The organism is Burkholderia aenigmatica, from assembly GCF_902499175.1.
Classification (GTDB): domain Bacteria; phylum Pseudomonadota; class Gammaproteobacteria; order Burkholderiales; family Burkholderiaceae; genus Burkholderia; species Burkholderia aenigmatica.
In genome coordinates this window covers 13,582-29,233 of the sequence record NZ_CABVQC010000074.1, presented here as the reverse complement: position 1 = coordinate 29,233, position 15,652 = coordinate 13,582, and the positions used below count along the sequence as shown (strand labels likewise).

Sequence of the window (15,652 nt, the reverse complement as noted above, 5' to 3'; positions counted from 1 at the left end):
CTCCGCTCCCCCTCCTCTCCGCCCGCTCCGTTCGCGACGGGAAACTCCCGATACCGGCTGCCCCGGCACGCGCGGAAGCTATGCGCAAATCCGCACCGAATGCGCGGCAAATTGCCAAGACCCGGGCATATCGGCGACCTATATATCGAGGCGATCGGGGCTCTTCGCGGAGCCTGACGGGAGATGCTTCCGAGGATCACGATGCCGACCTCCCCGCCCGATTCCGAGAAGCGGTTGAACCGCCCGCCCGTCGCACACGTTCGGCCCGCCCGGGCGCGTGCGGTACTCACTCGCAGGTGTCGAACAAGAGGAACAACATGAAATTCCGTCATTCCCTGCTGTCGGTGTCGATTGCATCCGCGCTTGTCCTCCTCTCGCAACAGGCCGCCCAGGCCGCCGATACGACCGACGTGAAGGTCGGTTTCGCCGCGCCGCTCACGGGCGTGAACGCCGGCTACGGCAAGGATCTGCAGAACGGCGTGCAGCTCGCGCTCGACGATGCCGCCGCACAGAAGGTGCAGATCGCCGGCAAGCCCGCGCACTTCAGCCTCGTCGTGCAGGACGACCAGGCCGACCCGCGCATCGGCGTGCAGGCCGCGCAGGCGCTCGTCGACCAGAACGTATCGGTCGTGGTCGGCCACTTCAACTCGGGGACGACGATTCCGGCCTCGGTCGTCTACGACAAGGCCGGCATCCCGGTGATCGATCCGGCCGCGACCAACCCGACGCTCACCGCGCGCGGGCTCGCGAACATGTTCATGGTGATCGCGACCGATGGCCAGAACGCCGGCAACGCGGGCAAGTACGCGGTCGACGTGACGAAGGCGAAGCGCATCGCGATCATCGACGACCGCACCGCGTTCGGCCAGGGCGAGGCCGACGAGTTCGAGAAGGCGGTGAAGGCCGCCGGCGGGAACATCATCGGCCGCGAGTTCACCAGCAACCAGGCGGTCGACTTCCGCGCGCAGATCACGAGCCTGAAGGGCAAGAACCCCGATCTGATCTTCTTCGGCGGCCTCGATTCGCTCGCAGCGAACTTCATCAAGCAGATGCGCCAGCTCGGGCTGAATGCGCAGTTCGTCGGCGGCGGCGGCGTGAAGGACAACGAGTTCATCAAGATCGCGGGCCCGGCCGCCGAAGGCGCGATGGCGTGGGAATACGGCCGGCCGCTCGACGAGCTGCCGCAAGGGAAGGATTTCGAACAACGCTTCAAGAAGCGCTTCGGCGTCGACGTGCTGTCGTACGCGCAGTTCGGCTACGACGCGGCCTGGGCGGCGATCAAGGCGATGCAGGCGGCCGGCTCGACCGACCCGAAGGTCTATCGCCCGGCGCTGAAGAAGGTCGACTTCGAAGGCGTCACCGGCCGCATCTCGTTCGCGAGCGACGGCTCGCTGAAGAGCGGGATGTCGACGCTGTACCAGGTGAAGAGCGGCGCGTGGAAGACGATCACGACGAAGGGAGGCTGATCGGCGGTGCCGGCGGCCGGCGGCGGAAACGCCGGCCGGCTCCGGCAATCGATGAAGCGAGATCCGATCTCGTATGACAACTGATGTTGACGCAATTCGACCGGGCCGGCGGCAACGCGAGCCGCACTGCCCGGCGCGTCAGCTGGCCTGCGGGTCGCGCTCGGCTTCGGCCGCCTCGTGCGCGCGGCGCAGCCGCTCGCGGCTGTTGGTGAGGTGCGTGCGCATCGCGGCGCGGGCCGCCTCCGGGTCGTGGCGCGCGATGGCCTCGTAGATATCCTCGTGCTCGTGGTTCAGCCGGCCGACATACCGTTCGAGATCGTCGCCGGCAAAGCGGGCCGAATTCACGCGCGTGCGCGGGATGATCGACGTGCCGAGCTGCGTCATGATGTCGACGAAATAGCGGTTGCCGGTGGATTGCGCGATCTGCAGGTGGAACTGGAAATCGAGCTGCGCCGTGTCGCGGCCACCGCCCGCCCCCGTCGCGATCGCGTCGAGCGCGCGCCGCAGCGCGGCGAGGTCGGTATCGTTGGCGCGCTGCGCGGCGAGGCTCGCGCATTCGCTCTCGAGGCTGATGCGCAGCTCCAGCACCGCGAGCACGTCGCGCAGCGTCGTGATCGTCGCCGGGTCGATGCCGAGCGTCTGGCGGCGCGACGGCTCCAGCACGAAGCTGCCGATGCCGTGGCGCGTCTCGACGAGGCCGCTTGCCTGCATCCGCGAGATTGCCTCGCGCACGACCGTGCGGCTCACGCCCTGCGCCGCCATGACTTCGGTTTCGGTCGGCAGCTTGTCGCCAGGACGCAGCGTGCCGTTTTCGATCTGCGCGGTCAGCGCGTCGACGACATCTTGTGCGAGGCTGCGTGCGCGACGGCGCGGCGCGGCGGGAAGCGTAGGCACGGACATGAGGCCGGTTCCTTTTTGAATGATCGTAATGTGAGCCGAGGGTTTACGCGGGGTTTGAGCGAAAGCCGATGATTCATTATACTGCGTCACAAGTCATCCGACGACTGATGATCGAAGCACGGATCTCCTGTCGACTCAAGCGCGCATTCCAGCGCCACCCGGTCCCATGCTTTACGATCGGCCAGCGTTCGCGTTCTGCGCTGCACTGGCTCGGTTGTCGCTCCCACCCCGTTCCGGGTTGCGTCGACTTGCGGGCCTTGCACGCCACGCACGTCGGTTGTCGAATGATCGCACCTCCCGCCGCGCGCGGCAAAGCTTTTGCCGCACGGCATTGCCCACCCTTTTGCCATCGCCGCCCATGAACGCCGTCACTGCCTCGCCCTCCCACGACACGCCGCGCATCGTCGACCTGCAAGCGATTCCGGTCGCCGGCCGCGACAGCATGCTGCTCAACCTGAGCGGTGCACATGGCCCGTTCTTCACTCGCAACCTCGTGATCCTGAAGGACAGCGCGGGCCGGACCGGCGTCGGCGAAGTACCCGGCGGCGAAAGCATCCGCCGCACGCTCGACGATGCGCGTGCGCTCGTCGTCGGCCAGCCGGTCGGCAATTACCACGCGGTGCTCAACGACGTGCGGCGCACGTTCGCCGACCGCGACGCGAGCGGCCGCGGGCTGCAGACCTTCGACCTGCGCACGACGATCCACGCGGTCACCGCGCTCGAAGCGGCGCTGCTCGACCTGCTCGGCCAGCATCTCGGCGTGCCGGTCGCCGCGCTGCTCGGCGAAGGCCAGCAGCGCGAGCGCGTCGAAATGCTCGGCTATCTGTTCTACATCGGCGACCGCACGAAGACCGCGCTCCCCTATCGCGACGGCCGCGGCGCGACCGACGACTGGACGCGCGTGCGCGACGAAGCCGCGCTGACGCCCGAGGCGGTCGTGCGGCTCGCCGAGGCCGCGCATGCGCGCTACGGCTTCAACGACTTCAAGCTGAAGGGCGGCGTATTCGAAGGCGCGAGCGAGATCGAGGCGGTGACGGCGCTCGCCGAGCGCTTCCCCGACGCGCGCGTGACGCTCGATCCGAACGGCGCGTGGTCGCTCGACGAGGCCGTGCGGCTGTGCCGCGATCAGCATCACGTGCTCGCGTACGCGGAAGATCCATGCGGCGCGGAGAACGGCTATTCGGGCCGCGAGGTGATGGCCGAATTCCGCCGTGCGACGGGGCTGCCGACGGCCACCAACATGATTGCGACCGACTGGCGGCAGATGGGTCACGCGGTGCAGTTGCAGGCGGTCGACATCCCGCTCGCCGATCCGCACTTCTGGACGATGCAGGGTTCGGTGCGTGTCGCGCAGATGTGCCGCGACTGGGGCCTCACCTGGGGCTCGCATTCGAACAACCACTTCGACGTGTCGCTCGCGATGTTCACGCATGTCGCGGCCGCCGCGCCGGGTCAGGTCACCGCGATCGACACGCACTGGATCTGGCAGGACGGCGAGCGGCTGACGCGCGAACCGCTGAAAATCGAGAACGGGATGGTGGACGTGCCGAAGCGGCCGGGGCTCGGCATCGAAATCGACATGGATGCCGTCGCGGTCGCGCACGAGCTGTACCAGCAGCACGGGCTCGGTGCCCGCGACGACGCGGCAGCGATGCAATACCTGATTCCGGGGTGGACCTTCAACAACAAGCGCCCCTGCCTCGCGCGCTGAGCGCGGGGCGGACCGGGCGGCAGGATCGCCCGGTCGAGTCGGAAGCGAGAGAAGCGATGCGGCCTGCGGCCGGGCTGGTAAGTGTCTGGAGGAAGACGCTGCGCGCGTCGAACGGGATCCGGATGAGGGTGGCAGTAGCGATGGCGGGCCTGGTCGGCTTCGCCCAGGCCATACCTGCCTGGCCGCACCTACCCGGCCAGGCCTAGCCGGCCGCCCCAATCCCCCGCGCCATCCCCGACGCGGCGAACACGATGACGATCACGAGCACCGCCTGCCAATGGCCGATCCGCACATAGGTGCGCGCACGGCCGAGATCGGGCATCTGCTGCTGCCGCGCGGCGACGCGCCACCGGATCAACCCGAGCATCGGCACGACCTCGAGCAGCAGGATCAGCACGAGCGCGGTCATCTTCAGGTGAAAGAGTGGTTCGTGCAGGTAGTACGCAGTGCCTTTCTCGAAACCGCCGAACGCGCGCATCAGGCCCGTCACGATCAACACCAGCGCCGACAGTCCCCACGCAGCATCGGCCTTGAATACACCGGGCAAGTCGGCCGCCTGCGCCGACGCGATGAGCCGGCGCAACGCGCGGTTGCGCCCCGCGATCGCGGCAAACGCGACGCCGAACGCACTCAGGTGAACGGCTGCCAGCAACCAACGGACGATCATCACGCCTCCTTGTCGCCCGCACGCCGTGCGCGGGACTTGTCAGACGATCTGCTTGAGCGCGGCGTCGAGCGCGAGCACCGCGACGCGGTCGCCTTCGGTCGCAAGCGGCGCGCGCATGACGATCTGCCGGTTATGGCCGACGGCCGCCGGCGAATCCCACAGCAGTTCGACCTTCGGTCGATTGAACAGGCTGCCGCGGCGCGGCGGCACGACGGCCGGTTGCCCGTCCGTTGCACCCTCGCCTGCGGGAGGCGCCGCCCGGCCGGGCCAGCGCACCGTCAGTTCGCGCGCATCGTACTGGCCGACCTTGCGGCTTTCCATCCAGACGATCGTGGTACGCGTCAGCACGTCGAGCGAAATCGCATAACGGCCGACCGCGAAGCGGCGGGCGGCCACGTTGGTCCGCCACAGCGGCCGCGGGCGGCAGATCCAGACGATCGCCGCATAAAGCGCCGGTGCGGCGACGAGCCAGCCGTTGGTTGCCGTCACCGCATGCAGCGCGAGGCGCCAGCCGTCCATCCAGACGAACATGCCGATCGACCAGACGGCAAACAGGAAACCGATCAGCGCGAACACGCGCAGCGCCTGGCGCAGCCACTGCGGCAGCGGATGAAACGGCCGTTCGGCGCGCGCGACGGCGCCCGGCAGCGCGAGCAGCAGGAAGATCAGCAGGAGGTAGACGAACGCCCAGGGCGACGACACCATCGCCGACAGCGACGAGCGATAGCCCATCTGGGACATCGAGAACAGCCAGCGCGCGAGCAGCACGAGACCGATCGCACGCAACGCGAAGATCACACCGGCGCCGGGGGCCGGCGCTGCGCGCGTGGATTTCGTTCTCGCCAAGACTGCTCTCCTCTGGATATTCGTGCGGGGCCGGATTTCACGGCACGGCCATTATAGGGACATTACCGTCTGGACAGACGGACGGATGGCATGCCGGGCTGCTTCGGGGGCCGTTCGCGGCGTCGGGCGCGGCGAGAATACAACAGATCCGCGCCGCGGATGTGACAACGCCCCGCCGGGAACCCGGACGGGGCGTCGATGGCAAGCCGCGCGCCGCAGCGCGGCGGCGGCCCGCAATCAGCCTGCGTTGACTTCGCGCAGCACCGTGCGGCGCTTCTGGCGCAGCAGTTCCTCGTAGCCCTTCACGTAGTTCTGCGCCATCACCTTCGACGAGAAGCGGGCTTCGAACGCAGCGCGAACCTTCTCGCGCGGCAGCGTATCGAGGCGCTTGAGTGCCGCGACGGCCGACAGTTCGTCTTCGACGACGAAGCCCGACACGCCGTTGTCGATCACTTCCGGCACCGAGCCGCGCTTGAACGCGATCACCGGCGTACCGCAGGCCATCGCCTCGATCATCACCAGGCCGAAGGGCTCCGGCCAGTCGATCGGGAACAGCAGCGCATGCGCGTTGCCCAGGAATTCGGTCTTTTCGGACTCGCTGATTTCGCCGATGTACTCGACGTGCGGCAGCGCGAACAGCGGCTTGATCTTCTCTTCGTAGTACGCGCGGTCAGCCTTGTCGAGCTTCGCGGCGATCTTGATCGGCAGGCCAGCCTGCTCGGCGATGCGGATCGCCGTGTCGACGCGCTTCTCCGGCGAGATGCGGCCCAGGAACGCGAGATAGCTCGGCTTCACGTTCGGGATCGGCGTCAGCAGGTTTTCCGGCAGGCCGTGATAGACGGTCGACAGCCAGTTCGCCTGCTGCAGCGGGATGCGCTGGTTGTCGGAGATCGACACGACCGGCACGTCGCTGAACGCGTTGAAGATCGGCTGCAGTTCCGGCAGGTCGAGACGGCCGTGCATCGTCGTCAGATGCGGGACCGGCTGGCGCGAGAACAGCGAGAACGGGTAATAGTCGATGTGGCAGTGCAGGACATCGAACTCTTCCGCACGGCGGCGCACCTGCTCGAGGAGCAGCATGTGCGGGGCCATCACGTCGCGGATCGTCGGGTCGAGGCGCAGCGCCTGCGGCCAGCACGCTTCGAGCTTCGCGGAAGTTTGCGAATCGCCGCTCGCGAACAGCGTGACGTCATGCCCCATCTCGACGAGTGCTTCGGTGAGGTAGGACACCACTCGCTCGGTACCACCGTACAGTTTCGGGGGCACCGCTTCGTGCAACGGAGCGATTTGGGCGATTCGCATGCGTAACTCCTAAAAAATCGGCTAAAAACCAGGTATGGGTCGGCAACCTGCCGGCGGTCCGGGCTGGATGCATTTCGTCCGAAGATCGGACGAATCAGCCTGCCGGGGGCGTCGAACCCGCGCTGCTCAAGGAGCGTCGGCGACGCGACAGGCATAGAACGTTTGAAACGAAGACCCGTTGACAGGGGTTCGTAAAAAACCTGGAATCGAACCCGGAGCCGATTATCTAGGGTTAATCCTGATACGGCGCACAACATTTCAAACACTTTACTTTGTTACAAAGGTGCAACACTTTGCAACCCGCGGACTTGGGTGTCCGTTCTAGAGTGGAAGGCCCTTTTGGCGCTCCTTGCCCCCGTGACTGCCGGCAGCGTGATTCCGGCACATGAGGCAGGACGGGATGCCGGATTTTATCTCAAAATCGATCGCGAGCCCCTGGCCAAGGCAAGATTCGCGCAGCGCGACACGCGGCCTTGTTTACAATGCCGGATTATTCAGTCCGGGCGAACGCCGGCCTGCGATCCAGCCGCCACGCTCACTCACCGAATCACCGCACGCATATTTTGGAATCTCTCACCCCTGCCCAGCGCAACGCCCACAACGCGAAGCTGTCGAGCTACGCGCACCGGCCGATCGCGTTCCTGTTCCGCTACATTCGCCTTCATCCCGTCGCCCACCTCATCGTGCTCTGCAGCGTGCTGGCCGCCGTCGGCTGCGCGCTCGGCTCGCAGTACGCGATCAAGCACCTGATCGACGTGCTGGCAACCGGGCGTCATCACCCCGGCCCGCTGTGGAGTGCATTCGCGCTGCTTGTCGGGCTGATCGCGGCCGACAACCTGCTGTGGCGCGTCGGCGGCTGGGTCGCCGCGCATACGTTCGTCGCGGTTACCGGCGACCTGCGGCGCGACCTGTTCCAGTACCTGATCGGCCATTCGCCGACCTACTACTCCGAAAAGCAGCCGGGTACGCTCGCGAGCCGCATCACGGCCACGTCGAACGCGGTCTACACGTCGGAGAACACGATGGCGTGGAACGTGCTGCCGCCGTGCATCGCGGTGATGGGCGCGATCCTGATGATCATCGTCGTCAATCCGCTGATGGCCGCCGGCCTGCTCGGCTGTTCGGCCGTGCTTTCCGTCATCCTGTTCAAGCTCGCCGGGCGCGGCTCGGCCCGCCACCATGCGTTCGCGGCGAAGGCCGCGGCGGTCGACGGCGAGCTCGTCGACGTGATCGGCAACATGGGCCTCGTGCGTGCGTTCGGGATGACGCTGCGCGAACAGAAACGCTTCGGCGCAACGGTCAAGGCCGAGATGGATGCGCGCCAGCAGAGCCTGCTCTATCTCGAAAAGCTGCGCCTGCTGCACGCGGTGATCACCGCGATGCTGTCCGCCGGCCTGCTCGGCTGGGCGCTGTGGCTGTGGGACCAGGGCCGCGCGACGTCGGGCGACATCGTGCTCGTCAGCTCGCTCGGCTTCACGATCCTGCACGGCACGCGCGATCTCGCGGTCGCGCTGGTCGACGTCACGCAGCACGTCGCGCGCCTGTCGGAAGCCGTCAAGACGCTGCTCGAGCCGCACGGGATGCCGGACCGCTCCGATGCGCAGCCGCTGTCGGCCAAGGGCGGCCGCGTCGACTTCGAACGCGTGACGTTCGCGTATCCGCACCGCCGCGCGATCCTCGACCACTTCGACCTCCATATCGAGCCGGGCCAGCGCGTCGGCCTGATCGGCAAGTCGGGCGCCGGCAAGTCGACCGTGCTCGCGCTGCTGCAGCGCTTCTACGACACGCAGGACGGCGTCGTGCAGGTCGACGGCCAGGACGTGAAGACGATCACGCAGGACAGCCTGCGCCACGCGATCGCGCTCGTGCCGCAGGACATCTCGCTGCTCCACCGGACGATCTACGACAACATCGCGTACGGCCGCCCCGAGGCGACCCGCGACGAAGTGCTCGCGGCCGCGCGCGACGCGCGCTGTGCGGAATTCATCGAAGCGATGCCGGAAGGCTATGACACGATCGTCGGCGACCGCGGCGTCAAGCTGTCGGGCGGCCAGCGCCAGCGCATCGCGATCGCGCGCGCGATCCTGAAGAACGCCCCGATCCTGCTGCTCGACGAAGCGACGTCCGCGCTCGACAGCGCCTCCGAGGAAGCGATCCAGAGCGCGCTCGACCGCCTGATGGTCGGCCGCACGGTGATCGCGATCGCGCACCGCCTGTCGACGCTGCGCAACTTCGACCGGATCATCGTGATGAACAACGGCAAGGTGATCGACGACGGCCCGCCCGACGTGCTGCGCAACCGCCCGGGCCTGTACCGCGACCTGCTCGCGAAACAGCACGGCCGCCATCACGCCCCCGACGGCAGCACGCCGCCCGGCGAACGCGTGGCCTGACGCACCGGCCATGGCCGACAAAAAAGCCGCAGTGCTTCGCGCACTGCGGCTTTTTTCATTGCACGGGGACCCGCCGGTTACACGTGCTGCAGATCGCGCAGGAAGTTGTCGCGCCACACCGACACGTTGTTCTCGCGAAGCTGCGCGATCATGTCCGTATAACGCGCGCGCCGCTCGGCGAGCGGCATCGTCAGCGCCTGTGACAACGCATCGGCCATCCCGTCGATATCGATCGGATTGACGATCAGCGCCCCCGTCAGCTCGCGCGCGGCGCCCGCGAAGCGCGACAGCACGAGCACGCCCGGATCGTCCGGATCCTGTGCGGATACATACTCCTTCGCGACGAGGTTCATCCCGTCGCGCAGCGGCGTCACGTAGCCGACCCGCGCGAGCCGGTACAGCGCCGCGAGCAGCTGGCGGTCGTACTGGCGATGGATATAGAGGATCGGTGCCCAGTCGAGCTCGGCGAAGCGCCCGTTGATGCGCCCCGACTCCCCTTCGAGCTGCAGGCGGATGTCCTGGTACGCGCGCAGTTCCGCGCGGGTCGACGGCGCGATCTGCAGGAATGACACGCGATTGCGATGCGACGGCTCGTGCTCGAGCAGCTTCTCGAACGCGCGGAAGCGCTCGACGAGCCCCTTCGAGTAATCGAGCCGGTCGACGCTCATGATCAGCTTGCGACCGCGCAGCGACGCCGCGAGCGTGCGCACCGCCTTGCCGTGCTCGCCGGCCTTCGCGAGCGACGCGATCTCGTCCGGATGCACGCCGATCGGATAGGCGGCCGCGCGCAGCGTCCGGCCGAATGCGCGCACCGTCGCCAGGCGACCGTCGCGCTCGATCACGCCGTCGGCTTCGGATTCGACGTAGTCGCAGAACGCGCGCAGGTCGGGGGCGGTCTGGAAGCCGAGCAGGTCGAACGCGCACAGCGACTCGACGAGCTCCCGGTGCGGCGGCACGTTGACGAGCACCTGCGCGGCGGGAAACGGGATGTGCAGGAAGAAGCCGATGCGGTTCTTCACGCCGGCCGCGCGCAGGGCGCGCGCGAACGGGATCAGGTGATAGTCGTGCACCCAGATCACGTCGTCGTCCTGCAGCAGCGGCACGAGCTGCTGGGCGAGCCACACGTTCACGCGGCTATAGCCCTCGAACTCGTGACGGTCGTACTGGATCAGGTCGGTGCGGTAGTGAAACGCGGGCCACAGCGTCGCGTTCGAGAAGCCGCGGTAATACTGGTCGTAATCGCGCCGCGACAGGCCGATGGTCGCAAACGTGACCGGCCCGTGTTCCTCGACATGAATCTGCGGCGCGCCGGCAGCGACGACTTCGCCGCTCCAGCCGAACCACATGCCGCCTGTCTCCTTCAGCGCATCGTAGACACCGATCGCGAGACCGCCCGCCGCCGGTTCGCCTTCCGAAATCGGCGCGACGCGGTTTGAAACGATGATGAGGCGACTCATGCGTCCGGCTGCCCCGCACCGAGCCAGCGCGCGATCTGCTCATGCAGCGCGTCGACCGAATCGAGCCGCGTGCGGGCGGACGTCTCGCCCGCGCCGACCTTGATCGACAGGCCGCCGCGCGCATTGACCACCGCGAAGCCCTTCTCGTCGGTCAGGTCGTCGCCCGCGAACAGCGGCAAGCGGCCCGCGAACGGCGGCTCGTCGAGGAACGCGGCGAGCGCGCGCCCCTTGTCGACGCCCTTCGGCTTGATCTCGAACACCATCTTGCCGGGCTGCAGGACATACGCATCGGCATAGTCGGCGACGAGGCGCTCGGTGGCCGCGCGCGCGGCCGCCTCGCGCTCGGGCGCGTTGCGGTAGTGCAGCGCGACGGCCGCGCCCTTGATTTCGAGCAGCATGCCCGGATGACGGTCGACGACGGCCGCCAGCTCGCGCTCGATGCGCAGCAGGCGTTCGTCGTTGAAGCCGATGCGCTGCGTGTCGCCGTTCGCATCGCGGCGCTCCGCACCGTGCAGGCCGGCGATCGGCAGGCCGGGCATCTTCAGGAACGTGTCGAGGTTGTCGATGCCGCGCCCGGACACGATCGCGACCGCACCGTGCGAGCGACGCCGCAGCTCGTCGAGCATCGTCAGCAGCGACGGCGGAACATGAATGCTGTCGGGCGTCGGCGCCAGTTCGACGAGCGTGCCGTCGAAGTCGAAGAAGAACGCGGTATCGGTCAGGGACAGGGAAGCCGGAACGGATTGCATCGATTCGATAGTCTGAGGGCCGGCCGGCAAACGCGGGCCGCCACTGCGCGAATGGAATTGTGCGCATCTTACCGCGCCTGCGCATCGAGATGGGCGAAACCGGTGCATCGCCGGCCTCGCGCCGCCGCCCGCGTCAACTGCGACATATTGCCCCGCTCGCCTGCAGCTTACGGGTTTCGAAAGGACGCGGGCGCGCGAATTGCGCTACAGTCGCAACCGCCTGCCGCGCGACGCATGGCGCCGCGCCGGCCGGCCACCATTTCGTCCGATCGAGCCTTAGGGACTGTTTCCAAATGGAACGCACATGCGAATGCCCGAAATCGCTCGGAGGGCAAGGAGCGAGGAGCGCCGTTTGCGCCTTGCCAAACGCCCCGAAGGAAGTCCCCTTGGGGGACAAGCGACGAGCGACGCCGCCATACGGGCGATTTCGGGCATTCCCGTGACATGATTTTTTTAAATTTGGGGTTGCCACGAGAACGGCCGCTCGCGAGGCGCGCGACGCTGCGAATACTGACGTATTCGCGAGGAGCGCAACGCGGCGAGCGGCCGTTCTCGTGGCAACGCATGCGCGTTCCATATGGAAACAGTCCCTAAGATGTCGTCTGCCCGCACTGCGCCGCACCGGCGCTTCTCCCGCTTCATCCGCACGGCCGCGGCCCTCGCCGCCGCCGTGGCACTCGCCGCGTGCACGCACGACGAGCCGCGCTGGAACCTGACCAACGTCACCGGCCACCTGCCCGACCTGTCGTTCACGCTGACGGGCGGCGACGGCCATCCCGTCGACGCCGATGCGTTCCACGGCCAGGTCGCGCTCGTCTACTTCGGCTATACGCACTGCCCCGATGTCTGCCCCGAAACGATGGCGCGGCTGATGGAAGTGCTGGCGAAGCTCGGCCCGCAGGCAAACGACGTGCGCATCCTGTTCGTATCGGTCGACCCTGCTCGCGACACGCCGCAGGCAATGCAATCGTATGTCGCCGCGTTCGACGCCGCGCATGCGCGCGGCCTGACCGGCACCGACCGCCAGATCGAATCGCTCGCGAAGCGCTATCGCGTCGCGTATCAGATGGAAAAACGCGATCCGTCAGGCGGCTACGAAGTCACGCACAGCTCGGCCGTCTACATCTTCGACGCGAGCGGCCGCGCGCGCCTGCTTGCGACCGACCGCGACTCGCCCGACGCCATCGCCGCCGATGTGCGCCGGATCATCGACACCGCCTCCACGACCTGAATTCCTCCAGACATGAAAACGAAAACGACACTCAAGACGCTCGCCCTCCTCGCCGCGCTGTGCGCAGGCGCCCACGCGTATGCCGCCGGCGCGATCACCGCGCAGAACGCATGGGTACGCTGGCTGCCGAACAAGCTGCCCGCCGGCGGCTACGTGACGCTCGTGAACACGAGCGACAAGCCCGTCGATCTCGTCGACGTCGACAGCCCCGACTACGGCATGGCGATGCTGCACCAGACCGTCTCGAACGGCTCGACGCAGAAGATGGAAATGGTCGACAAGCTGACGATCCCCGCGCGCGGCAAGGTCGACATCGCACCGGGCGGCTACCACTTCATGCTGGAGGAGCCGAAGCACGCGATCAAGCCGGGCGACACCGTGCACCTGCGCCTGAAATTCTCCGACGGCGAAACGGTCGATGCGCCGTTCGCCGTGAAGTCGCCGGCCCAGGCAAAGTGATGCGCGCGCGATGAACGTCCTGTACTGGCTCGATCCGTGGGAACCGTCGCCCACCGTGGTGATCGCGGTGCTGACCGCTGCCGTGCTGTTCGCGCGCGGCGTGAAGAAGGCGAAGGTGTCGCCGCTGCGGCAGTTCTCGTTCTGGTTCGGGCTGACGGCGCTCTACATCGCGCTGCATACGCGGCTCGACTATTTCTTCGAGCACGAGTTCTTCCTGCACCGCGCGCAGCACCTCGTGCTGCACCACCTCGGGCCGTTCTTCATCGCGCTGTCCTATCCGGGCGCGGCGATTCGCGCGGGCATCCCGTTTCGCTGGCGGCAGCGTTTCGTGCGCCCCGCGCTCGCGTGGGCGCCCGTCCGTGCGACGCTCGACGTGGTGTTCCATCCCGTCGTCGCGGTCGTGCTGTTCGTCGGGTTGATCTATTTCTGGCTGCTGTCGCCGATCCACTTCATCGCGATGCTCGACTGGCGTCTCTATCGCGTGATGAACTGGAGCATGGTGATCGACGGGCTGCTGTTCTGGTGGCTCGTCGTCGATCCGCGTCCCGCGCCGCCCGCACGGCTGTCGCCGGGCCGCCGGATCCTGATCGTCGTCGCGGCGATCCCGCCGCAGATCGCGCTCGGTGCGCTGATCTTTTTCACGCCGCACGAGCTGTATCCAATCTATTCGATCTGCGGCCGCGCGTTCACGTGGCTGAGCCCGCTGCGCGATCAGCAGATCGGCGGCCTGCTGCTGTGGATTCCCGGCTCGATGATGAGCGTGATCGGCGCGCTGATCGCGCTGCGGCACTGGCTGCGGCTGTCCGCCCGCGGCCGCCTGATCGGCGAACGGGCCGCGCAGCGCACGGACCGGCCGTCGGTCGCACACGCCGCGCGCTGACAGCTGCGCGGCGCATCGCGCATTACGCGCGCGCGCTGCTCATCCACACGTGCGGGATGCCGTCCTCGTCGTGCACGTCCGAACTCGGCGTGAAGCCGAATGCCCCGTAAAAACGCTGCAAGTGGGCCTGCGCATGCAGGCTCACCGGCGTATCCGGCCACTGCGCGCGGATATGTTCGAGCGCGCACGCCAGCAGCCCGTTGCCGAGGCCCGCGCCGCGAAAGGCGGCGGTCGTCAGCACGCGACCGATGCGTACGTCGGTGTTCTGCGCATCGGGCAGCAGCACACGCAGATAGCCGGCCAGGCGACCGGCCGGATCGAAGGCGGCCAGGTGCCATGCGGCCTGGTCCGCGTCGTCGATGTCGCGATACACGCAGTTCTGCTCGACGACGAACACCGCGCTGCGTGCTTCGAGGATCGAATAGACTTCGCGCGCCGTCAGTGCGTCGAAGGATTTCCAGCGCCAGTCGAGATCGGCGGCGCTTGGGGATGCAGCGGATGCAGATGCGTTCATGGTCGGTTCTTTTTGATTCGGGCGCGCCGGCCGGCGCGCGGCAATCGTCGATTATGACTCGAAGCGCACTCACCGCGCGACCGACTACCCGCGCGCGAAAAAAAGGCCCCGCATTGCGCGGGGCCTGTCCGTCATGCCGGCATCTGGCCGAAACGGCCGCTGTTGAAATCCTCGATCGCGGTGCGGATCTCCGCTTGCGAGTTCATCACGAACGGCCCGTAACCGACGACGGGTTCGTCGATCGGTTCGCCGCTCAGGATCAGCAGCTTCGCGTCGCCGTTCGCTTCGATCTCGACGTCGCTACCGTCGCGGCCGAGTTGCACGAACTGCGCTTCGCGGGCAACCGTCTCGCCGTTCACCTGCAAGGTACCGCTCAGCACGACCACCGCGAGCGTGCGCCCTTCGGCGACCGGGAACCGCGCATGGCCGCCGCCCACGAGCCGCACGTCCCACACGTCGATCGGCGTATGCGTGCGGGCCGGGCCGCGCCGCCCGTCGAGTTCACCCGCGATGATCCGCGCATGCCCCGCGCCGTCCGGCAGCTCGACCACGGGGATGTCGGCGTTCAGCAGCGTCTGGTAGCCGGGCGCCCCCATCTTGTCCGCGGCGGGCAGGTTCACCCACAGCTGCACCATTTCGAGCGGGCCGCCGCTCTTCGTGAACCCTTCCGAGTGGAATTCCTCGTGCAGGATCCCGCTCGCGGCCGTCATCCACTGCACGTCGCCCGGGCCGATCACGCCGCCGGCGCCGGTCGAGTCGCGATGCGCGACCTCGCCGTCATAGACGATCGTCACGGTCTCGAACCCGCGGTGCGGGTGCTGGCCGACACCGCGCGGCGTCGAGGGCGAACCCGGCTCGAACGTGGCCGGGCCGGCGTAATCGAGCAGCAGGAACGGGCTCAGGTGCGCGCCGTGAGACTGGTAGCTGAACATCGAACGCACCGGGAAACCGTCGCCGACCCAATGGCCGCGCGGCGCACTGTACACACCCTGGATCTTCTTCATTGCCTTCTCCGAATTGCGGCGAAACACGTGTTTCGCATCCTGGGTAGAAATATAGTGGTGGAACGATCGATCC

14 protein-coding genes are annotated in these 15,652 nt (G+C 67.4%); 6 read left to right on the top strand and 8 right to left on the bottom strand.

The annotated features are described in order from the left end of the window. Positions 1-317: 317 nt before the first annotated feature. Entirely contained in the window at positions 318-1,466 is a 1,149-nt protein-coding gene (locus BDO18943_RS35570) for a branched-chain amino acid ABC transporter substrate-binding protein (RefSeq protein ID WP_175025902.1), read from the top strand. A 138-nt stretch (positions 1,467-1,604) separates the two neighbouring features. Here the strand turns inward: BDO18943_RS35570 and BDO18943_RS35565 are convergent, their stop codons facing one another. Then, positions 1,605-2,366, bottom strand: a complete 762-nt coding sequence (locus BDO18943_RS35565; protein ID WP_175025901.1) for a FadR/GntR family transcriptional regulator — start codon at positions 2,364-2,366, stop codon at positions 1,605-1,607. Between the two features lie 358 nt (positions 2,367-2,724). Between BDO18943_RS35565 and gudD the strand changes: the two genes are divergently transcribed. After that, positions 2,725-4,077, top strand: a complete 1,353-nt coding sequence (gudD, locus tag BDO18943_RS35560; RefSeq protein ID WP_175025900.1) for a glucarate dehydratase — start codon at positions 2,725-2,727, stop codon at positions 4,075-4,077. 202 nt (positions 4,078-4,279) lie between these two features. Here the strand turns inward: gudD and BDO18943_RS35555 are convergent, their stop codons facing one another. The 3 genes from BDO18943_RS35555 to BDO18943_RS35545 form a co-directional block, all read right to left on the bottom strand. Beyond that, a complete protein-coding gene (locus BDO18943_RS35555) occupies positions 4,280-4,744 on the bottom strand; it encodes a DUF2214 family protein (RefSeq protein WP_122944870.1) in 465 nt (154 codons plus the stop codon). Between the two features lie 39 nt (positions 4,745-4,783). Then, on the bottom strand, positions 4,784-5,590 hold the full coding sequence (locus BDO18943_RS35550) for a hypothetical protein (RefSeq protein ID WP_043182039.1): 807 nt from the start codon (positions 5,588-5,590) through the stop codon (positions 4,784-4,786). Between the two features lie 237 nt (positions 5,591-5,827). Then, the gene (locus tag BDO18943_RS35545) at positions 5,828-6,892 is read right to left on the bottom strand and encodes a glycosyltransferase family 4 protein (protein ID WP_043182037.1); all 1,065 of its coding nucleotides are present in this window, start codon (positions 6,890-6,892) and stop codon (positions 5,828-5,830) included. Positions 6,893-7,455: 563 nt separating this feature from the next. On the opposite strand from BDO18943_RS35545, the gene BDO18943_RS35540 reads away from it, so the two are divergent. Next, positions 7,456-9,285, top strand: coding sequence for an ABC transporter ATP-binding protein (locus BDO18943_RS35540; RefSeq protein WP_043182035.1), 1,830 nt, complete (start codon positions 7,456-7,458; stop codon positions 9,283-9,285). A 77-nt stretch (positions 9,286-9,362) separates the two neighbouring features. Here BDO18943_RS35540 and otsA read toward each other — a convergent pair whose 3' ends face one another. Together otsA and otsB are read right to left on the bottom strand one after the other, a co-directional pair. Further along, positions 9,363-10,742, bottom strand: coding sequence for an alpha,alpha-trehalose-phosphate synthase (UDP-forming) (gene otsA, locus BDO18943_RS35535; protein WP_175025899.1), 1,380 nt, complete (start codon positions 10,740-10,742; stop codon positions 9,363-9,365). After that, positions 10,739-11,491: a trehalose-phosphatase gene (gene otsB / locus BDO18943_RS35530; protein ID WP_175025898.1), complete on the bottom strand. Its 753-nt coding sequence runs from the start codon at positions 11,489-11,491 to the stop codon at positions 10,739-10,741. The genes otsA and otsB overlap by 4 nt, the downstream gene beginning before the upstream one ends. 595 nt (positions 11,492-12,086) lie before the next feature. Here otsB and BDO18943_RS35525 point away from each other — a divergent pair. The 3 genes from BDO18943_RS35525 to BDO18943_RS35515 are packed head-to-tail and all read left to right on the top strand — an operon-like array spanning position 12,087 to position 14,061. Continuing rightward, complete coding sequence (locus BDO18943_RS35525; protein ID WP_122944865.1) at positions 12,087-12,722, top strand: SCO family protein; 636 nt, start codon at positions 12,087-12,089, stop codon at positions 12,720-12,722. 12 nt (positions 12,723-12,734) lie between these two features. Beyond that, positions 12,735-13,181, top strand: coding sequence for a copper chaperone PCu(A)C (locus tag BDO18943_RS35520; protein WP_011351435.1), 447 nt, complete (start codon positions 12,735-12,737; stop codon positions 13,179-13,181). 10 nt (positions 13,182-13,191) lie between these two features. Continuing rightward, on the top strand, positions 13,192-14,061 hold the full coding sequence (locus BDO18943_RS35515) for a cytochrome c oxidase assembly protein (RefSeq protein ID WP_175025897.1): 870 nt from the start codon (positions 13,192-13,194) through the stop codon (positions 14,059-14,061). A gap of 22 nt (positions 14,062-14,083) precedes the next feature. On the opposite strand, the gene BDO18943_RS35510 is transcribed toward BDO18943_RS35515, so the two are convergent. After that, the gene (locus BDO18943_RS35510) at positions 14,084-14,575 is read right to left on the bottom strand and encodes a GNAT family N-acetyltransferase (RefSeq protein WP_175025896.1); all 492 of its coding nucleotides are present in this window, start codon (positions 14,573-14,575) and stop codon (positions 14,084-14,086) included. A 131-nt stretch (positions 14,576-14,706) separates the two neighbouring features. Beyond that, positions 14,707-15,579 carry a pirin family protein gene (locus BDO18943_RS35505; RefSeq protein ID WP_043183104.1) on the bottom strand — a complete coding sequence of 291 codons (873 nt, stop codon included), beginning with the start codon at positions 15,577-15,579 and terminating at the stop codon, positions 14,707-14,709. Between the last annotated feature and the right edge of the window lie 73 nt (positions 15,580-15,652).